Below are 18,842 nucleotides of genomic sequence, written 5' to 3'. Positions count from 1 at the left end.
GCGACGGGGCCCAAGGCCTGCCGCCGCCCTCCGGACGAGACATCCGCACGTGACGCGCGGCGTCACGCGTCACACGGTGCGCTACGCGTCGCCCCCGGCCGCACCCGGATCGGCGGCCGTGACGTCGAGGAGCTGGTAGCGGTCGATCGCCTGCTTCAGGACGGAGCGGTCGACCTTGCCCTCACGGGCCAGTTCGGTCAGCACGCCGACCACGATCGACTGCGCGTCGATGTGGAAGAAGCGGCGGGCGGCGCCCCGCGTGTCCGCGAAGCCGAAGCCGTCCGCACCCAGCGACTGGTACGTGCCGGGCACCCAGCGGGAGATCTGGTCGGGGACGCTCCGCATCCAGTCGGAGACGGCCACGAACGGACCCTCGGCGCCGGACAGCTTGCGCGTGACGTACGGGACGCGCTGCTCCTCCTCGGGGTGCAGGAGGTTGTGCCGCTCCACCTCCACCGCGTCGCGGCGCAGTTCGTTCCAGGAGGTCGCCGACCAGACGTCCGCCTTCACGTTCCACTCGGCGGCCAGGATCTGCTGGGCCTCGATCGCCCAGGGCACGGCCACACCGGACGCGATGATCTGGGCCGGAACAGCGCCCTGCGCACCGGGCTTGAGGCGGTAGATGCCCTTGAGGATGCCCTCGACGTCCACGTCGTCCGGCTCGGCCGGGTGCTGGATCGGCTCGTTGTAGACGGTGAGGTAGTAGAAGACGTCCTCGCTGTCGGGGCCGTACATCCGGCGCAGGCCGTCCTTGACGATGTGCGCGATCTCGTAGCCGAAGGCCGGGTCGTAGGCGACACAGGCCGGGTTGGTCGAGGCGAGCAGCTGCGAGTGGCCGTCCGCGTGCTGCAGGCCCTCGCCGGTCAGCGTGGTGCGGCCCGCGGTGGCGCCGAGCACGAAACCGCGCGCGAGCTGGTCGGCCATCTGCCAGAACTGGTCGCCGGTGCGCTGGAAACCGAACATCGAGTAGAAGACGTACACCGGGATCAGCGGCTCGCCGTGGGTGGCGTACGCCGACCCGGCGGCGATGAGGGATGCCGTGCAGCCCGCCTCGGAGATGCCGTCGTGCAGCATCTGACCCGTCGGCGACTCCTTGTAGGCGAGCAGGAGTTCGCGGTCCACGGCCTCGTACTGCTGGCCGAGCGGGTTGTAGATCTTCGCGCTCGGGAAGAACGCGTCCATGCCGAACGTGCGGTACTCATCGGGGGCGATCAGCACGAACCGCTTGCCGATCTCCTTGTCCCGCATGAGGTCCTTGAGGATGCGGACGAACGCCATGGTGGTGGCGATCGACTGGTGGCCCGAGCCCTTCTTCGCGGCCGCGTAGGCCTTGTCCTCGGGCAGCGGCAGCGGCTTGGCGCGCACGACCCGGGTCGGCACATAGCCGCCGAGGCCCAGTCGGCGGTCGTGCATGTACTGGATCTCTTCGGAGTCGCGACCCGGGTGGTAGTACGGCGGGGCGCCGTCCTCCAGCTGCTTGTCCGTGATCGGGATGTGCAGACGGTCGCGGAAGCCCTTGAGGTCGTCGACCGTCAGCTTCTTCATCTGGTGCGTGGCGTTGCGGCCCTCGAAGTTCGGGCCGAGGGTCCAGCCCTTGACGGTCTGGGCGAGGATCACCGTCGGCTGGCCCTTGTGGGCCTTGGCCGCGGAGAACGCCGCATAGATCTTCTTGTGGTCGTGACCGCCGCGGCCCAGGTGCAGGATCTGGTCGTCGGTCATGTTCTCGACCATGGACCGCAGCCGCTGGTCCTCACCGAAGAAGTGGTCGCGGATGTAGGCGCCGGTCTCGGTGGCATAGGTCTGGAACTGGCCGTCGGGCGTCGTGTTCAGCTTGTTGACCAGGATGCCGTCGCGGTCCTGCGCGAGCAGCGGGTCCCAGCTGCGGTCCCAGACGAGCTTGATGACGTTCCAGCCGGCGCCGCGGAACTGCGACTCCAGCTCCTGGATGATCTTGCCGTTGCCGCGCACCGGCCCGTCCAGGCGCTGCAGGTTGCAGTTGACGACGAAGGTGAGGTTGTCCAGGCCCTCGCGGGCGGCGATGGAGAGCTGGCCGAGCGACTCGGGCTCGTCCATCTCGCCGTCGCCGAGGAACGCCCAGACGTGCGACTTGGAGGTGTCGGCGATGGAGCGCGCCTCCATGTACCGGTTCATCCGCGCCTGGAAGATCGCGCCGAGCGGGCCGAGGCCCATCGAGACGGTCGGGAACTCCCAGAAGTCCGGCATCAGCCGCGGGTGCGGATACGAGGAGAGCCCGTTGGGCGCCTTGGACTTCTCCTGGCGGAACGCGTCGAGCTGCGGCTCGGTGAGCCGGTCGAGGAGGAAGGCGCGGGCGTAGATGCCGGGGGACGCGTGCCCCTGGAAGAAGATCTGGTCGCCGCCGTCGCCCTCGTCCTTGCCGCGGAAGAAGTGGTTGAAGCCCACGTCGTAGAGGGAGGCGGAGGAGGCGAAGGTGGCGATGTGGCCGCCGACGCCGATACCGGGGCGCTGGGCGCGGGAGACCATGACCGCGGCGTTCCAGCGGGTCGCGTTCAGGACCTTGCGCTCGATCTCCTCGTTGCCGGGGAAGAACGGCTCGTCCTTGGTGGCGATCGTGTTGACGTAGTCCGTACTGCGCATCTCGGGCACGGCGACGCGCTTCTCGCGTGCGCGCTCGATCAGCCGGAGCATCAGATAGCGGGCCCGCTCACGGCCGCGTTCGTCGACCGCGGCATCGAGGGAGTCGAGCCACTCCTGGGTCTCTTCGGGATCGAAGTCCGGGACCTGACTCGGCAGGCCGCCAATGATGATCGGGTTGCGATCGGATCCGGAAGCCACGCTGTTCCTTCGCTGTCAGGGCTTTCGCCTGGGGTTCTGCCTGGCCGTGCACCGCTCCCCATCGTGTACCTCGTGAAGGCGCACGTCATGTCTACCGATAGGTAACCGAGACGTTCATCCGGCGACCCTGGGGTAGGCTCGGCCCAAATCGCAACGATACGCCCATCCTGCCTAGCCGCTTCGCAGAGCCGTTCGGTCTCGTACGGATGTGGCGACAGTTGCGGCGACACGGTCGGGAACGTCACCGTTTCGGCGGTCTCGGCGGCTGGGTACTTGCGCGATCCGTCCCGCCCGTGTGGACTACGGCCAACGCCCCGCGCACGCGCGTGGCTGACAGGCATTCCCAAAAACATGATCAGGAGGCAATCCGTGAGCGCGACCGCGGACCACGCGGAGACGAACCTGGCCGTAAGGCTTGGTTTCCAGCCCGACCAGGTGGTCCAGGAGATCGGCTACGACGACGACGTCGACCAGGAGCTCCGCGAGGCCATCGAGGAGGCCACTGGCACAGAGCTCGTCGACGAGGACTACGACGACGTGGCTGACGCCGTGGTGCTCTGGTTCCGTGAGGACGACGGGGACCTGACTGATGCGTTGGTGGATGCCATCGCGTACATGGAGGAGGGCGGCCAGATTCTGCTGCTGACTCCGAAGACCGGTCGTGACGGGTACGTCGAGCCGAGCGAGATCGGCGAAGCGGCCACCACCGCCGGCCTGTCCCAGACCAAGAGCACGAACGCCGGCAAGGACTGGAGCGGCACCCGCCTGGTCACGCCGAAGGCGGCCGCCAAGAAGCGCTAGGCCCCGGGCCGAGAGAGCGCCGGGCCCGCATGGCCCACCAGCGGCATCGAGCCGGAGAACCATCGTCAGGCCCCCATCGACCGCGTGTCGGCGGGGGCCTCACGCGTGCGCGGGGGTGCGGGCCGCCGGACGTAGGGTGTAGGTCACCCGATCGGCCCCACCCGAGGGGCCCCGTCGAAGCCCCGTCGAAGGGATGCGTGACCCATGGCGCTCGCTGGAATCGCGACCGGCACCAAGGCCCCGGAATTCGAGCTCAAGGACAACCACGGCCGGACCGTGCGGCTCCCCGACTTCCGCGGCGAGAAGAACGTGGTGCTGCTCTTCTACCCGTTCGCGTTCACCGGCGTCTGCACCGGCGAGCTGTGCGCGCTCCGCGACGAGCTGCCGAAGTTCGTCAACGACGACACCCAGCTGCTCGCCGTCTCCAACGACTCCATCCACACGCTGCGCGTCTTCGCCGAGCAGGAGGGCCTGGAGTACCCGCTGGTCTCCGACTTCTGGCCGCACGGCGAGGTCAGCCGCGCCTACGGCGTCTTCGACGAGGAGAAGGGCTGCGCGGTGCGCGGCACTTTCATCATCGACAAGGAGGGCGTGGTGCGCTGGAGTGTCGTCAACGACCTGCCCGACGCGCGTGACCTGAACGAGTACGTCGAGGCGCTCGAAACGCTCTGAGCGAACCCCGATTCCGCTCGCTGCCGGGAACCGGTCACTAGGATCCAGACGTTGATCCGATGGCAACGCAACGCTTGGGGCTCCCCGCCCCTGGACACCAATTGGGAGGACTCGTGGGAGTCAGCCTCAGCAAGGGCGGCAACGTATCGCTGAGCAAGGAGGCGCCCGGCCTGACCGCTGTTCTGGTCGGCCTGGGCTGGGACGTCCGTACCACCACCGGTACGGACTTCGACCTCGACGCCAGCGCGATCCTGACGAACGCGGAGGGCAAGGTCAGCAGTGACCAGAACTTCGTCTTCTTCAACAACCTGAAGAGCCCCGACGGCTCCGTCGAGCACACCGGTGACAACACCACCGGTGAGGGCGAGGGCGACGACGAGGCGATCAAGGTCGACCTGGCCGCTGTCCCCGCCGACGTGGAGAAGATCGTTTTCCCGGTCTCCATCTACGACGCCGAGACCCGCCAGCAGTCCTTCGGCCAGGTGCGCAACGCGTTCATCCGCGTCGTGAACCAGGCGGGCGGCGCCGAGATCGCGCGGTACGACCTCTCCGAGGACGCCTCGACGGAGACCGCGATGGTCTTCGGCGAGCTGTACCGCCACGGCGCCGAGTGGAAGTTCCGCGCGGTCGGCCAGGGCTACGCCTCGGGCCTGCGCGGCATCGCGCAGGACTTCGGCGTCAACGTCTGAGCCGAGCGCACCCCGCTCTTTCGTCCGGCGTCGCACCCACACGAGTGCGGCGCCGGACGCGCTCGCCACCCAGGGCACCCGCCACCGCGGGGCCCAGGGGTTTCCGGCACCCCGGGAGCCCCAGCTCTCGTCACCTCGGGGAGGACCATCACCATGGGCGTCACGCTCGCCAAGGGAGGCAACGTCTCCCTCTCCAAGGCCGCACCCGACCTCACCCAGGTCCTGGTGGGCCTCGGCTGGGACGCGCGCTCCACCACCGGCGCCCCCTTCGACCTCGACGCCAGTGCCCTGCTGTGCAACGCGGGCCGGGTCCTCGGCGACGAGTGGTTCGTCTTCTACAACAACCTCACCAGTCCCGACGGTTCCGTCGAGCACACCGGTGACAACCTCACGGGCGAGGGGGACGGCGACGACGAGTCGCTGCTGATCGACCTCTCCAAGGTGCCGGCCAACTGCGACAAGATCATCTTTCCCGTCTCGATCCATGAGGCGGACAACAGGGGGCAGACGTTCGGCCAGGTCAGCAACGCGTTCATCCGCGTGGTGAACCAGGCGGACGGCCAGGAGCTCGCGCGCTACGACCTCAGCGAGGACGCCTCGACCGAGACCGCGATGATCTTCGGAGAGGTGTACAGGTACGGGGGCGAGTGGAAGTTCCGTGCCGTCGGGCAGGGGTACGCGTCGGGCCTGCGCGGCATCGCTCTAGACTTCGGGGTCAACGTTTCGTAAAGCCGGGGACCGGCGCGGGGGAGACCGCTAAACGGGAGCCCGTACACACACGATTGGGTAGCCAGTGCTTCTGAAAACCTTCGGCTGGTCGTTCGCGGTCACCGCGATCGGCTTGGTCGCCGCGGTGCTCTACGGGGGGTGGACCGGTTTCGGCGTCGTGGCGATCCTGTCCATCCTCGAGATCTCGCTGTCCTTCGACAACGCGGTGGTCAACGCCGGGATCCTGAAGAAGATGAGCGCCTTCTGGCAGAAGATCTTCCTCACGGTCGGCGTGCTGATCGCGGTCTTCGGTATGCGCCTCGTCTTCCCGGTCGTGATCGTCGCCATCAGCGCCAAGATCGGCCCGGTCGAGGCGGTCCGGCTCGCTCTCAACGAGAAGGACCACTACCAGCAGCTGGTCACCGACGCGCACCCGTCGATCGCCGCCTTCGGTGGCATGTTCCTGCTGATGATCTTCCTCGACTTCATCTTCGAGGACCGGGACATCAAGTGGCTGAACTGGCTGGAGCGTCCGCTCGCCAAGCTCGGCAAGGTCGACATGCTGTCGGTCTGCATCGCGCTCGTCGTGCTGCTGATCTCCTCGATGACCGTCGCCACCCACGCCCACCAGCACGGCGGGGCGCACGTGGACAAGGCGCAGACGGTCCTCATCTCCGGCATCGCCGGTCTGATCACGTACCTCGTGGTCGGCGGACTCTCCGGCTACTTCGAGAACAAGCTGGAGGAGGACGAGGAGCGCGAGCACGAGGAGGAGGAAGAGGCCAAGCGGACCGGCAAGAAGGTTCCCGCGGTCGTGATGGCCGGCAAGGCCGCCTTCTTCATGTTCCTCTACCTCGAGGTCCTGGACGCGTCCTTCTCCTTCGACGGCGTCATCGGTGCCTTCGCGATCACGAACGACATCGTCCTGATGGCGCTCGGCCTCGGCATCGGCGCCATGTACGTCCGGTCGCTGACCGTCTACCTGGTCCGCCAGGGCACCCTCGACGACTACGTCTACCTGGAGCACGGCGCGCACTACGCGATCGGCGCCCTCGCCGTGATCCTCCTGGTCACCATCCAGTACGAGATCCACGAGGTCATCACCGGCTCCGTCGGTGTCATCCTGATCGCCTGGTCCTTCGTCTCGTCCGTGATCCGCAACAAGCGGATGGCGGCGGCCGAGGGACAGGGCAGCTCCGGTGAGAAGTCCGAGGTCTCCTCCGGGGTCTGACGCTGACTGATTCCCTCGCCGCGCTGTCCGATTCCGGCTTCCGGAGTGTGACGGCGGCCGGGGTGAGGAACGCTCTGTGCGGGGCGGCCTTCGAGGAGATGTCCTCATGGCCGCCCCGTCGGTATTCGTACGTGGCATGAGGGCACTTGGGGGCGGAATGTCCTTCTGGGACGGTCTGTGGCGTGGGCGTTCGATGGACTTCGAATCGGGCAGCGCCGCCACCAACTCCATCGAACTGACCAAACGGCACCCGACGGTCTCGCTCTCCAAACAGGGCGCGGCCACCGGCAACCTGCGCGTCAACCTCTCCTGGCAGATGCGCACGTCCGACATCATCGGCAAGCCGAGCAGGGGCAGCGGCCTGCTGCGTCACCCCCTCAAACTCTTCCAGCCCGACGTGGTGCAGGCGCACACCCAGGGCGTGGTCAACGTCGACCTGGACATCGGTTGTCTGTACGAGCTGGTGGACGGCACCAAGGGGGTCGTCCAGCCCCTCGGCAGCTTCTTCGGGGACCTCAACGCCCCGCCGTTCGTGAAGCTCAGCGGCGACGACCGGTTCGGCTCCCCGTCCGGCGAGACGATCTACATCAACCTCGACCACCGCGAGTCGATCAAACGGCTGCTGGTCTTCGCCTACATCTACGACCAGACGCCGGCCTTTGACCGTACGCACGCGAAGGTCACGCTCTACCCCAGCAACGGCCCGCGGATCGAGATCGACCTGGACGAGCGCCAGCCGCAGGCCCGGTCCTGCGCGGTGTTCACCGTGGAGAACGTCAAGGACGAGCTGGTCGTGCGCCGCGAGGTCAAGTTCGTCTACGGCTTCCAGGCCGAGCTCGACCGTCTCTACGGCTGGGGGCTCCAGTGGGGCCGGGGCTACAAGTCCAAGGTGGGCTGAGCCCGGTCGCCCGGGTCCGGCCCGCGCCTCAGCGGGGCAGGAACTGCGGGCCCTGCGGGGGCAGCCGGAAGTTCGGGTCCGGCATCGGCGTCACCGGCTGCGGATAGCCGTACGACGGCAGCGCGACCGGGGCCGGCTGCACGATCGGGGTGGGCTGTGTGGGCGCCGCCGGCGGATAGCCGTACGCGGGCTGCGGCGCCGGGTGCCGGGGCGGCTCGGGCGGATAGCCGTAGGCGGGCTGCGGGGCCGACTGCGGGGCGTGCTGGGCGGCGGACGGCTGCCCCGACGGCTGGTGCGGCACCGGCTGCCGCGGCGGCAGCGGGAAGGAGGCCGAGGGGGAGGGCTCCGGAGCGGCGGCGTCCGCGTCGTCCACGGAGATGCCGAAGTCGGAGGCGAGCCCCTCCAGGCCGTTGGAGTACCCCTCGCCGAGCGCGCGGAACTTCCACCCCTCGCCGCGGCGGTAGAGCTCCCCGCAGATCAGCGCCGTCTCCTCGCCGGTCTGCGGAGTGATGTCGAAGTACGCGAGCGGCTCGCCGTCGGCGAGGGCGGCGTCGTAGAGCAGGATCCGCAGCGCGGGCACGTGCTCGAAGGAGATGCCCTCGGCCGACGCGGCGAGCAGTACCCGGTTCACCGCCGGGTCCAGGCCCGCCAGGTCCGTCTGGATCGTGTCCGTCAGGCCCTCGGCGACCCGCTTCTTGCCGAGCCGCCAGACCTGGCCCCCCGGGTGGCGCGGCTGGTTGTAGAAGACGAAGTCCTCGTCCGAGCGGACCCGGCCGTCGCCGCCGAGCAGCAGCGCCGACGCGTCGACGTCGGGGACGCCCTGCCCGGGGGTCCAGCGGAGCACGGCGCGGACGGCCGAGGCTTCGAGAGGGACGTTCGACCCCTTCAACATCGCGTGCGTCATGCGGTCATCCTGCCTTTCCCCGCACGGGTGCGACAACGCGGGGGGCGCAAGGTCCCGACCGCGTCACCAGGCTCCTGACCTGCGGGTGGTGCGAGCGTGCGACGGTTGTGTGGTGAGCATGTGAGACATGGCCGGGTTACCTGAAGTTCATGCCCGCGGGGAACCCCCGGCACCCGTCTCTACGTACTATTACCGGCCACCTCGATACGGTCCACGTCGACGAGACAGGCGAGAGCAAGGAGTCACATGCGTCATTTCGGGCACATCGCCCCTGAGGTGCGGCAGCGCCTCTTCCACCGGGAGCCGTGTGCCTTCACCGCGGACTCCCCGCCCCAGCTGCTCGCGTCCGCGCTGGGCGCCACGCTCTACAGCCCGGCCACCCGCCCCCGCCTCGCCGACGACATCATGAAACAGGCCGGACGTGGCGTGATCTCGATGGTCCTCTGCCTGGAGGACTCCATCGACGACGCCGAGGTCGCGGGCGCCGAGGAGAACCTGGTCCGGCAGTTCGCCGACCTGGCCGCCCGCAACGTGGAGCCGCCGCTGCTCTTCATCCGGGTGCGCGCCGCCGAGCAGATACCCGACCTGGTCCGCAGGCTCGGCCAGGGCGTGCGGCTGCTCTCCGGGTTCGTGCTGCCCAAGTTCACCGAGGAGCGGGGCGTTCCGTTCCTGGAGGCCGTGGTGGCCGCGGAGGCCGACCTGCCGCCGGGCCTCGAAGGCCCCGCCCGCCGGCTCTTCGCCATGCCCGTCCTGGAATCGCCCGAGCTGCTGCACCTGGAGAGCCGCGCCGAGACCCTCACCGGCATCTCCCGCACCGTCGACAAGTACCGCGACCGGGTCCTCGCGCTGCGCCTCGGTGTCACCGACTTCTGCTCGGCGTACGGGCTGCGCAGACCGCCGGACATGACCGCCTACGACGTACAGATCGTCGCCGCCGTCATCGCCGACGTCGTCAACGTCCTGGGCAGGGCCGACGGGACCGGGTACACCGTGACCGGACCGGTCTGGGAGTACTTCCGCGTCCAGGAGCGGATGTTCAAGCCGCAGCTGCGCCGCAGCCCCTTCCTGGAGGGCCGGGCCGACGAGCTGCGCCAGGCCCTCATCGAACACGACATGGACGGCCTGCTGCGCGAGATCGAACTCGACCGCGCCAACGGCCTCCAGGGCAAGACCTGCATCCACCCCTCCCACGTCCTGCCCGTGCACGCGCTCTCGGTGGTCAGCCACGAGGAGTTCAGCGACGCCGAGGACATCCTGCGCCCGGAGCGCGGCGGCGGCGGGGTCCTGCGCTCCTCGTACACGAACAAGATGAACGAGGTGAAGCCGCACCGCGCCTGGGCCGAGCGGACCCTGCGCCGCGCCGAGGTCTTCGGTGTCGCCAAGGAGGACGTCGGCTTCGTGGAGCTGCTCACCGCCGGACTTCCCACCTGAACCGCAGGCCGCCCGCGCACCACGGCCTCGACGCCGCCGCACCGGCCGGACCCCCGGCCGACGAACACGAGGAACATGACGTACGTGACTGAAGACGCGACACCGGAGATATCGGGAATACCTGAGATGCCGGGGATGCCGGGGATGCCGGGGATGCCGGAGACAGGGGAGAGGCCCGTGTGGTCCGGCACCTGGGTCGCCGAGCGGCTCGGGGTCGGACTCGACGGCGACGAGGCGCTGCACGGCATGCTCGGCCTCGCGCTGCGCCGCAACCCCAAACGGGCCCACCTCCTGGTGTCGAACGTCCTGGGCAAGCACGTGCCGCAGCGCCCGTCGGTCGTGTACGCGGCCGGACACGGCCTCGGCGTCCGGGTGCGGGAGCTGCTCGGCGACGACGAGGCCCGGCGCGCCGTCGTCCTCGGCTACGCGGAGACCGCCACGGGCCTCGGCCACGCGGTCGCCGACGGCGTCGCCCTCGCGCCCTACCTGCACTCCACCCGGCGCCCCGTCGCGGGCGTCGAGCGCGCGGGCGACTTCGAGGAGTCCCACTCGCACGCCACGTCGCACCTGCTGCTGCCCGAGGACCCGCGGCTGCTCGCGGGCGACGGGCCGCTGGTCCTCGTCGACGACGAGTTCTCCACCGGCAACACCGTCCTGAACACCGTCCGCGCCCTGCACGCGCGTTTCCCGCGCAAGCGGTACGTGATCGTGGCGCTGGTCGACATGCGCTCGCCCGGAGACCGGGGGCGCCTCGACGCCTTCGCCCGTGAGATCGGCGCGCGCGTCGACCTCGTCGCCACGGCGTCCGGGACCGTGCGGCTGCCCGACGGCGTCCTCGCCAAGGGCCAGGAGCTGGTCGCCGCGCACGAGAGAGCCGCGCACGAGGGAGGCGCGCACGAGGGCGGCGCGGTTCCCCGGCCGCGCACCGAGCCCGGGGCCGTCGACCGCGTGCACCTCGGCTGGCCCGCGGGCGTGCCCGACGGCGGCCGGCACGGCTTCACGCCCGCACACCGGCGGGCCCTGGACGCGGCGCTGCCCGGCATGGCGGCGAAGGTCGCGGCGGCGCTGCCGAAGAGCGCGCGCCGGGTGCTCGTCCTCGGCTTCGAGGAGCTGATGTACGCACCGCTCGCGCTCGGCGTGGAGCTGGAGCGGCACACCGGCGCGCAGGTGCGGTTCTCCACCACGACCCGCTCGCCCGTGCTCGCCGTGGACGACCCCGGCTACGCGATCCGCACCCGCCTCACCTTCCCCGCGCACGACGAGCCCGCCGACGGCCCCGGCACCCGGTACGCGTACAACGTCGCGGACGGCGGCTTCGACGCGGTCGTCGCGGTCGTCGACTCGGTCGCCGACACCACTCAACTGCACGCGCCCGACGGCCTGTTGGCACGGCTGGCCGCGCACACCGGACACGTCCTGCTGGCCGTCGTCCCCTCGTACGTCCCCGAAAGGCCCGCCATGCTGCCCGAGCCACTCCGCGGCCCCGCCTTCTCCTCGTACGCGCCCGAAGACGTCGGCTGGCTGCTCCAGGACCTCTCGGACGTGACGCTCGAAGCGCCCACGGAGGAGCGCGAGGAGGCGATCCAGAGCGGCGGCGCGCACTACGCCGAGTCGCTGCCGGTCGAGTACCAGCCGAGCGAGCGCTACCAGGAGCTGTTCGGCGCCGCGCTCGACACGTCCGCCGCCCGTATCGCCCAGGCCGTCGGCACGGTCACCGACATCGTGCTCGCCGAGCGCTCGCCGCGCCCCGTCCTGGTGTCGCTGGCCCGCGCGGGCACGCCCGTCGGCGTCCTGATGCGCCGCTGGGCCGCCCACCGGCACGGCCTCGACCTGCCGCACTACGCCGTGTCGATCGTGCGCGGGCGCGGCATCGACGCCAACGCGCTGCGCTGGCTCGCCGCCCACCACGACCCCGCCGACGTCGTCTTCGTCGACGGCTGGACCGGCAAGGGCGCGATCACCCGCGAACTGGCCGACGCGGTCCGGGAGTTCGAGGCGTCCGGCGGGCCCGCCGGGTTCAGCGCGGAGATCGCCGTGCTCGCCGACCCCGGTTCGTGCGTGCGCACCTTCGGCACCCGCGAGGACTTCCTCATCCCCTCGGCCTGCCTCAACTCCACGGTGTCCGGCCTGATTTCCCGTACGGTGCTCCGCGCCGACCTGGTCGGCAGGGACGACTTCCACGGCGCGAAGTTCTACCGCGAGCTCGCCGGGGCGGACGTCTCGGGTGCCTTCGTCGACGCCGTCGTGGCCCGCTTCGACGAGGTGGTCGACGCGGTGGACGGGCGCGTCAAGGAGGCCTTGTCGGCCGACCGGGCGCCGACCTGGGAGGGCTGGGCCGCCGTGGAGCGGATCAGCGAGGAGTACGGCATCCACGACGTGAACCTCGTCAAGCCGGGTGTCGGCGAGACGACCCGGGTGCTGCTGCGCCGGGTGCCGTGGAAGATCCTGGCCCGCGCGGGCGCGGGGCCGGACCTCGACCACGTACGGCTGCTCGCCGAGCAGCGCGGCGTGCCCGTCGAGGAGGTCGCCGAACTCCCGTACACCTGCGTGGGGTTGATCCACCCCAAGTACACGCGGGGCGCGACGGGGGCGGACGGCAGGGCGGTCGCCGCGGCCGACGGGGCGGGGGTGGCCCCGTGACGCAGCTCGTCGCCAGTGACCTCGACCGCACCCTCATCTACTCCGCCGCCGCGCTCGGCCTGACCATGCCGGACGCCGAGGCGCCGCGCCTGCTCTGCGTCGAGGTGTACGAGGGCAAGCCGCTGTCGTACGTCACCGAGACCGCCGCCGGGCTCCTCGACGAGCTGGCCCGCACCGCCGTCTTCGTGCCGACCACGACCCGCACCCGTGAACAGTACGGGCGCATCCATCTCCCGGGCCCCGCACCGCGGTTCGCGATCTGCGCCAACGGCGGGCATCTGCTCGTCGACGGCGTCTGCGACCCCGACTGGCGGGCGGCCGTCGACCGGCGACTCGCCGCGGAGTGCGCCTCGCTCGACGAGGTCCGCGCCCACCTGGTGCGCACCGCGGACCCGGCCTGGCTGCTCAAGGAGCGCGTCGCCGAGGACCTCTTCGCCTACCTCGTCGTCGAGCGGGCGCTGCTGCCCGCGGAGTGGGTCAAGGAGCTCGCCGCGTGGGCCGAGCCGCGCGGCTGGACGGTCTCGTTGCAGGGCCGCAAGCTCTACGTCGTACCGAAGCCGCTCACCAAGAGCGCGGCGGTACGGGAGATCGCCCGGCGCACCGGCGCGCAAGAGATCCTCGCCGCCGGCGACTCGCTCCTCGACGCGGACCTGCTGCTCGCCGCCGACCGCTCCTGGCGCCCGGGCCACGGCGAGCTGGCCGACACGGGCTTCGCGGCACCGGGACTGACGGTGCTCGCGCAGCGCGGGATCGCGGCGGGGGAGGAGATCGCCGGGGCGCTCCTCGCGGCGGGGCGTGCGGCTAGCCTGGGCGCATGCCTCGATACGAATACCGCTGCCGGTCCTGCGGCGACACCTTTGAACTGAGCCGCCCGATGGCCGAGTCGGCCGCGCCCGCGGCGTGCCCCGCCGGCCACGAGGACACGGTGAAGCTCCTGTCGACCGTGTCCGTCGCCGGCGCGGCCCCGGCGCCTGCCCCGCGCGGGGGCGGCGCCGGTGGGGGCGGGGGCTGCTGCGGCGGGGGTTGCTGCGGCTGAGTCCGACAGCCGGATTCCAGCCGGATCCCAGCCGGGCCTCAGTCCTCCCGCCAGTCCTCCCGTCAGTCCTCCAGGCGGACCGGCATCAGCAGCGAGAAGGTGCCCTCGTCGTCGGGCCTGCGGATCGCGATCGGTGCCGTGGGGGCGCCCAGCTCCATAATGAGCCGGTCCCGGGCCCCCGCGGCCAGCGCGTCCAACAGGAACGCACGGTTCACCGCGACGCGGCCCGGAGCGTCGGCGGTGTCGTCATCGGCGGCGGCGCAGAGGGCCACCGTGCCGCCGTCCGTCATCCTGAGCAGGCTGAGGTCGCTCGCCTCGGCGTCGTCGGCCCGGACGGGACCGGTCTCCAGGGCCCTTCGGAAGGCCGGCACCTCGACGAGAGTGCGGCGTTCGGCGGCCTCGGGCAGGAGGCGGCGGTAGTCGGGGAAGTCGTGGTCGAGGCACGGACCGGCCGCCTGCCGGTCCCCGGCGTCCAGCGTCACGCGGTCGCCCTCGACCGAGGTCCCTCGACAAAGTCGAGGGTCAACCCGTCGGCGTGGCTCCCCCTAGGCTGTCGCCGCAGAAAGGAGGGCCCGCTGGCCGACGGCACACTGACCTCCGGTCAGCGGACCACCGTGCCCGGACCCGCTCCCAGCAGGCCCAGTTCCGCTCGCGTCGGGGCGCCCTCCCAGTCGCCGGGGGACGCCACCGCGAACGCTCCCGTGGTGACCGCGCGGTCCAGACGGGCCGCCACGTCAGCGCCGTCGAGCAGGGCCGACAGATACCCGGCCACGAACGCGTCGCCCGCGCCCACCGCGTCCACGGCCCGCACCTCGCGGGCCTGCGCGCGCAGGTCGGCGTCGGCCGTGTGGGCGGTGGCGCCGTCCGCGCCGAGTTTGACCACGACCTCGCGAACGCCCCGCGCGATGAGGAACCTCTCCGGGGCGTCGGCCGGGGCCGATTCCGGAAGGCACAGCGGGAGTTCGTCGTCGGAGGCGATGAGCACGTCGACGTACGGCAGCCAGGTGCGCAGCTCGGCGGCCGCCTCCTCCCGACTCCACAGCCGGGAGCGGAAGTTGACGTCCAGGCACACCTCGGTGCCGTGCTCGCGGGCCAGCCGCAGCGCGCGGCGGCAGGCTTCGCGGGCCGACGGGCCGAGCGCGGGGGTGATGCCCGTCAGATGCAGGACGCGCGGTGGGCGGGCGCCCGCGAAGGCGGCATCGACCGCGTCCGGGCCGAGCCGCGAACCCGCCGAGTGCGCGCGGTAGTAGTGCACCCGGGTCACCTCGGGCAGCCGCGGCTCGAAGAGGATCAGGCCCGTCGGGGCCCCGGTGTCCCGGGTCGCGGCGGTCACGTCGACGCCCTCCGCGCGCAGGGTGCGCAGGACCAGCTCACCGGCCTCGTCGTCGCCGACCGCGCCCGCCCAGCGGACGGAGTGGCCGAGGCGTGCCAGGCCGATGGCCACGTTGCTCTCGGCGCCGGCGACGGACACGTTCATCGTGCCGCCCAGCTTCAGGGGGCCGCTGCCGCGCAGGGCGACCATGGACTCGCCGAGGGTCAGGACCTGGGCGGTGGCGGGGACGGCGCCGGGGGCGGTGGTCGCGCCGGTGCCGGGAGCCGGGGGCGGAGGTGGGACAGGGGTGCTCATCGGCGTATCGCTTCCGCGGGGCCGGCCGCCTGTGCCACGCGTGCGAACTCCGCCGCCCGGGTGCGCAGCGCACTCAGGTCGCCGCCGTCCGCCGCGTCGCCGATCAACGGCGAGCCGACGCCCACCGCGACCGCGCCGAGCGCCAGATACTCCTCGGCCGCCGCCGCGTCCACGCCGCCGACCGGGACGAACGCCGTGCCGGGGAAGGGCGCGCGCAGTGCCTTGAGGTACGCGGGGCCGCCCATCGCCGACGCCGGGAAGACCTTCAGCGCCGTCACCCCGGCCGCCTCGGCCGCGATGACGTCGGTCGGCGTCAGCACGCCCCCGAGCACCGGGAGGCCGAGCCGTACGGCTTCGTCGACGCCCGCGCCGAGTCCCGGCGTGACGATGAGGTCGGCGCCCGCGTCGGCGGCCCGCCGGGCGTTGTCCGCGGTGAGGACCGTGCCCGCGCCGAGCCAGGCGTCCGCACCCAGCTCGGCCCGCGCCCGGCGCAGCACGCCGAGGGCGTCGGCACCGCTGAGGGACACCTCGACCAGCGGAACGCCGGACTCCACCAGCGTCATGACCGTACGGAAGGAGGCGTCCGGGTCCGTGCCGCGCACGATGGCGACGAGGCGCCGCGTCCGGAGAGCCGTGGGGAAGTCGCGCATGCCTTCAGGCTCGCACAGCGGTTCAGGCCACCTGGAGCGGGGGTTTCGGCCACGGGTGCGGTGCGGTGCGGTGCGGGGCGGGGGCCCGGTCAGGGCCGGCCCGGGCAGGGCCCCGGTCAGGCTCCCTGCCCCCGCTCCTCCCGGATCCGCGCCACCACGCGCGCCACGGTCGTGCGGACCGCCTCGGTCTCGGTGAGGAAGTGCCAGTAGTCGGGGTGGCGGCCCTCCAGGGAAGCCACCGCGCGGTCCAGACGCGCCACGGACTCGTCCAGCGGACGGGCGTGACGTGGCTCCGGGGTCTGGCGGCCCGCCATCGCGAGCCGCTGCGCGTCCCGGATCGCGAACCGGGTGCGCTCGATCTCCTGCTGCGGGTCCTTCGCCACCGCGTTCAGCCGCCGCAGCCGGTCGCCGGCCGCCGAGACCGCCTCGTCCGTGGAGTTCAGCAGCGCACGGACCGTGGAGAGCAGCGAGGTGGCGTCCGGCCAGCGCTGCTCGTCGCGCGCCCGCTGCGCTTCCTTCAGCTTGGCCTCGGCCTGGTGGACGCTGTCCGCCGCCTGGTCGGGGACGTGCTGCAGGTCCTGCCAGCAGGCGGCGGAGAACCGGCGCCGCAGCTCGCTGAGGACCGGTTCGACCTGTCCGCTGCGGGTGGTCAGCGCCTGGGCGCGGGTGCGCAGCGACACCAGGCGCCGGTCGATCTCCGCGGCGCGCTCGGGCAGCCGCTCGGCCTCGGCGCGCACGGCCTCGGCGTCGCGCAGGACCCGGTCGGCGCGCTGCAGTGTCTCCGGTACGCCGTGCCGGCCCGCGCCCTGGTTGAGCTTGGTCAGCTCCGGGCCGAGGGCGGCCAGACGGGCGGCGAGGTCGTCGGCCTCGAGCCCGGCGGCCCGTACGGAGTCGAGGGCGTTGCTCGCGGCGAGCAGGGTCTGGCGGGCCCGCTCCACGGCCGGGGCGAGCCGGGCGAGCTGGGTCTCCGCCTTGTCGAGGAGCGGGCCGAGGCCCTGCCGGAACCGCTCCAGCTCCTGCTGGACCCGGCCCAGCTCGTCCTTGGCCCCGGTGAGCTCGGTCCTCGCGCGGGCCGCGACGGAGGACTCCAGGTCGTCCCGGTCGAGGTCGTGGGCGTCCACGGCGCTGATGTACCGGTGGCTGACCTCGTCGATGCGGCGCCCGAGCGCCTCGAAGTCCGCGACGGTGCGCTGCGCGGCGGGCGAGGAGTCGACGGCGACGATGGTCTCGACGGAGATGCGCAGGTCGCGCTGGGCGGTGTCCAGTTCGTAGAAGGCTGCCGCGGCGGCGTCCTTCGCGGCCTGCGCCTCGGCGCGCAGGCTCTCGCCGCGCCCGCCGAACCAACGGCGCGTGCCGCCGCCGGCGAAGGCGGCGGGGACGGTGGCGGCGAGCAGGGGCAGGGAGAGGGTGACGGCGGTGACGAGGGTGAGGGCGGCGCGGAGGGGCCCGCGCCCACGGCGGCGCGCGCCGGAACTCTTGCCGCCGCCCGGCCGGCCCGCGGCCGCGCTCTGTGCCGCGGCACCTCCGGCCCCTTCGGCCACGGTCCGTCCTGCCGCCCCTGCCTCAGCGCCCGCCTCAGCGCCCACCTCGGTCCGTGCCTCAGCCCCTGTCTCAGCCCCTGCCTCTGTCCCTGTCGGAGTTCGGTCCGGCGTGTACGGCTGCGAAGGTGTCGCCGTCACTATCCCTCTCCCGTGCTGTGCGCCCTGCCCGGTGTCACATTCTCCCACCGGTGGAGGACGAATACACGGGCCGGTCAGTTCGTGGTGTGCACGGTGACGCTGCCGTCGGCGCTGCGGACGTTCACGCGGTGGGGGCTGGTGGCGTCGCGGGGCACCGACACGTCGACGGAGCCGTCGCGGCTCTCGGTCCGCACGTCGTACGCGACCTTGGCCGCGCCCTTCCTGCCGGGCACCGCTATGTCGACGGAGCCGTCCTTGCTGTGCGCGTCGACCCGGTCGGGCACGGTGGCCAGCACGAGGTGCACGGAGCCGTCCTTGGAGTCGACGGCCACCTGGCGCGAGCGAATGCCGTCGGCCCGGACGGACCCGTCGGAGCTGCGCAGGTCGAGCGGTCCTTCGGCCCCCTTGACGGAGATGGACCCGTCGGAGCTGTGCAGGTCGAGGCGCCCGTGGGCGTCCTTGACGCTGACCGAGCCGTCCCTCGTACGTACCTTGAGCGCTTCCCGGAACCCGGCCGCGGTGACCTCGCCGTCCCGGCTCTCGACGGTCACGGTGACGCCGCGGGGCACCTCGACGCGGTGCCTGGCCGAGCAGTCGGTGATGAGCCCGGAGCAGTGCACGTCGAGTGTGAGCCGGTTCCCGTCCATCTTCCAGCTCACCTTGGGGTCACCGCCGAGCACCGTCTTGCCCTTGAACCACCGGGTGACCTGCACGCCCTCGGCGTCGCCGCCGGCCGGGACCAGGTCCAGGGCGGAGTCGTTGGAGTCGACGGTCAGGGTCTTCCCCGACAGGGCGAAGGTCCGGTGCTCCGGATCGGTGTCCTCGTCGGCGTCGGCGCCGCACGCCCCGGTGAGCAGCGCGACGACGACCACCCCACTCGTGACGGCGAGGACGCGCGCGGGGCGGGGCGTGCGTGGGCGGCGGGTGCGGACGGTCATGACGGTTCCCCCTGGCTGTGATCTTGTTCTTCTCCCGCCAGATCGTACGGAGTTGCCCCGAGGGGGAGGACCCGGACGGCCACCGGATCGGGGGTGGGGTTAACCCCCGCAGGGGTTCGGCCCG

At 71.8% G+C, this 18,842-nt stretch carries 16 protein-coding genes and 1 pseudogene; 10 read left to right on the top strand and 7 right to left on the bottom strand.

Annotated features, from left to right (window positions below):
- Nucleotides 1–81: 81 nt before the first annotated feature.
- Nucleotides 82–2,814, bottom strand: coding sequence for a pyruvate dehydrogenase (acetyl-transferring), homodimeric type (aceE, locus tag ACZ6B8_RS01200; protein ID WP_471074577.1), 2,733 nt, complete (start codon nucleotides 2,812–2,814; stop codon nucleotides 82–84).
- Between the two features lie 369 nt (nucleotides 2,815–3,183).
- On the opposite strand from aceE, the gene ACZ6B8_RS01195 reads away from it, so the two are divergent.
- The 6 genes from ACZ6B8_RS01195 (at nucleotide 3,184) to ACZ6B8_RS01170 (ending at nucleotide 7,813) form a co-directional block, all read left to right on the top strand.
- Nucleotides 3,184–3,615 carry a DUF3052 domain-containing protein gene (locus ACZ6B8_RS01195; protein ID WP_362367483.1) on the top strand — a complete coding sequence of 144 codons (432 nt, stop codon included), beginning with the start codon at nucleotides 3,184–3,186 and terminating at the stop codon, nucleotides 3,613–3,615.
- A 204-nt stretch (nucleotides 3,616–3,819) separates the two neighbouring features.
- The gene (locus ACZ6B8_RS01190; protein WP_471605908.1) at nucleotides 3,820–4,287 is read left to right on the top strand and encodes a peroxiredoxin; all 468 of its coding nucleotides are present in this window, start codon (nucleotides 3,820–3,822) and stop codon (nucleotides 4,285–4,287) included.
- A 113-nt stretch (nucleotides 4,288–4,400) separates the two neighbouring features.
- On the top strand, nucleotides 4,401–4,976 hold the full coding sequence (locus ACZ6B8_RS01185; RefSeq protein ID WP_062781869.1) for a TerD family protein: 576 nt from the start codon (nucleotides 4,401–4,403) through the stop codon (nucleotides 4,974–4,976).
- 153 nt (nucleotides 4,977–5,129) lie between these two features.
- Nucleotides 5,130–5,705 (top strand): TerD family protein, encoded by a 576-nt coding sequence (locus ACZ6B8_RS01180; protein WP_471605907.1) that lies wholly within the window; start codon nucleotides 5,130–5,132, stop codon nucleotides 5,703–5,705.
- Nucleotides 5,706–5,769: 64 nt separating this feature from the next.
- Nucleotides 5,770–6,915, top strand: coding sequence for a DUF475 domain-containing protein (locus ACZ6B8_RS01175; protein ID WP_471074588.1), 1,146 nt, complete (start codon nucleotides 5,770–5,772; stop codon nucleotides 6,913–6,915).
- A gap of 157 nt (nucleotides 6,916–7,072) precedes the next feature.
- Nucleotides 7,073–7,813, top strand: coding sequence for a TerD family protein (locus ACZ6B8_RS01170; protein ID WP_362367495.1), 741 nt, complete (start codon nucleotides 7,073–7,075; stop codon nucleotides 7,811–7,813).
- Nucleotides 7,814–7,841: 28 nt separating this feature from the next.
- On the opposite strand, the gene ACZ6B8_RS01165 is transcribed toward ACZ6B8_RS01170, so the two are convergent.
- Nucleotides 7,842–8,717: a TerD family protein gene (locus ACZ6B8_RS01165; protein ID WP_471605906.1), complete on the bottom strand. Its 876-nt coding sequence runs from the start codon at nucleotides 8,715–8,717 to the stop codon at nucleotides 7,842–7,844.
- 246 nt (nucleotides 8,718–8,963) lie between these two features.
- On the opposite strand from ACZ6B8_RS01165, the gene ACZ6B8_RS01160 reads away from it, so the two are divergent.
- The 4 genes from ACZ6B8_RS01160 to ACZ6B8_RS01145 all read left to right on the top strand — a co-directional run bounded on the left by ACZ6B8_RS01160 (nucleotide 8,964) and on the right by ACZ6B8_RS01145 (nucleotide 13,824).
- Nucleotides 8,964–10,148: an HpcH/HpaI aldolase/citrate lyase family protein gene (locus ACZ6B8_RS01160; protein ID WP_471074594.1), complete on the top strand. Its 1,185-nt coding sequence runs from the start codon at nucleotides 8,964–8,966 to the stop codon at nucleotides 10,146–10,148.
- Nucleotides 10,149–10,301: 153 nt separating this feature from the next.
- Nucleotides 10,302–12,788, top strand: a complete 2,487-nt coding sequence (locus tag ACZ6B8_RS01155; protein ID WP_471605905.1) for a phosphoribosyltransferase — start codon at nucleotides 10,302–10,304, stop codon at nucleotides 12,786–12,788.
- A complete protein-coding gene (locus ACZ6B8_RS01150) occupies nucleotides 12,785–13,654 on the top strand; it encodes an HAD family hydrolase (RefSeq protein WP_471605904.1) in 870 nt (289 codons plus the stop codon). The genes ACZ6B8_RS01155 and ACZ6B8_RS01150 overlap by 4 nt, the downstream gene beginning before the upstream one ends.
- Entirely contained in the window at nucleotides 13,603–13,824 is a 222-nt protein-coding gene (locus ACZ6B8_RS01145; RefSeq protein ID WP_471074600.1) for an FmdB family zinc ribbon protein, read from the top strand. The genes ACZ6B8_RS01150 and ACZ6B8_RS01145 overlap by 52 nt, the downstream gene beginning before the upstream one ends.
- Before the next feature lie 62 nt (nucleotides 13,825–13,886).
- Here the strand turns inward: ACZ6B8_RS01145 and ACZ6B8_RS01140 are convergent.
- The 5 genes and pseudogenes from ACZ6B8_RS01140 to ACZ6B8_RS01120 form a co-directional block, all read right to left on the bottom strand.
- Nucleotides 13,887–14,324 (bottom strand): annotated as a pseudogene (locus ACZ6B8_RS01140) (DNA polymerase III subunit beta); the annotation flags it as partial.
- Nucleotides 14,325–14,425: 101 nt separating this feature from the next.
- Complete coding sequence (locus ACZ6B8_RS01135; protein ID WP_471605903.1) at nucleotides 14,426–15,451, bottom strand: sugar kinase; 1,026 nt, start codon at nucleotides 15,449–15,451, stop codon at nucleotides 14,426–14,428.
- Nucleotides 15,448–16,101, bottom strand: coding sequence for a bifunctional 4-hydroxy-2-oxoglutarate aldolase/2-dehydro-3-deoxy-phosphogluconate aldolase (locus ACZ6B8_RS01130; RefSeq protein WP_471074606.1), 654 nt, complete (start codon nucleotides 16,099–16,101; stop codon nucleotides 15,448–15,450). The genes ACZ6B8_RS01135 and ACZ6B8_RS01130 overlap by 4 nt, the downstream gene beginning before the upstream one ends.
- 116 nt (nucleotides 16,102–16,217) lie before the next feature.
- Entirely contained in the window at nucleotides 16,218–17,642 is a 1,425-nt protein-coding gene (locus tag ACZ6B8_RS01125) for a hypothetical protein (protein ID WP_471605902.1), read from the bottom strand.
- Nucleotides 17,643–17,854: 212 nt separating this feature from the next.
- Nucleotides 17,855–18,718 carry a DUF4097 family beta strand repeat-containing protein gene (locus ACZ6B8_RS01120; protein ID WP_471605901.1) on the bottom strand — a complete coding sequence of 288 codons (864 nt, stop codon included), beginning with the start codon at nucleotides 18,716–18,718 and terminating at the stop codon, nucleotides 17,855–17,857.
- Nucleotides 18,719–18,842 lie beyond the last annotated feature (124 nt).

It is taken from the genome of Streptomyces sp. NPDC041122, from assembly GCF_055592445.1.
This window is presented reverse-complemented; position numbering and strand designations above follow the sequence as displayed.

Coding starts and splice junctions, on each gene's coding strand:
- ACZ6B8_RS01190 (WP_471605908.1), top strand. CDS start 3,820: ATGGCGCTCGCTGGAATCGCGACCGGCACCAAGGCCCCGGAATTCGAG.
- ACZ6B8_RS01180 (WP_471605907.1), top strand. CDS start 5,130: ATGGGCGTCACGCTCGCCAAGGGAGGCAACGTCTCCCTCTCCAAGGCC.
- ACZ6B8_RS01170 (WP_362367495.1), top strand. CDS start 7,073: ATGTCCTTCTGGGACGGTCTGTGGCGTGGGCGTTCGATGGACTTCGAA.
- ACZ6B8_RS01165 (WP_471605906.1), bottom strand. CDS start 8,717: ATGACGCACGCGATGTTGAAGGGGTCGAACGTCCCTCTCGAAGCCTCG.
- ACZ6B8_RS01160 (WP_471074594.1), top strand. CDS start 8,964: ATGCGTCATTTCGGGCACATCGCCCCTGAGGTGCGGCAGCGCCTCTTC.
- ACZ6B8_RS01155 (WP_471605905.1), top strand. CDS start 10,302: ATGCCGGAGACAGGGGAGAGGCCCGTGTGGTCCGGCACCTGGGTCGCC.
- ACZ6B8_RS01145 (WP_471074600.1), top strand. CDS start 13,603: ATGCCTCGATACGAATACCGCTGCCGGTCCTGCGGCGACACCTTTGAA.
- ACZ6B8_RS01135 (WP_471605903.1), bottom strand. CDS start 15,451: ATGAGCACCCCTGTCCCACCTCCGCCCCCGGCTCCCGGCACCGGCGCG.
- ACZ6B8_RS01130 (WP_471074606.1), bottom strand. CDS start 16,101: ATGCGCGACTTCCCCACGGCTCTCCGGACGCGGCGCCTCGTCGCCATC.
- ACZ6B8_RS01120 (WP_471605901.1), bottom strand. CDS start 18,718: ATGACCGTCCGCACCCGCCGCCCACGCACGCCCCGCCCCGCGCGCGTC.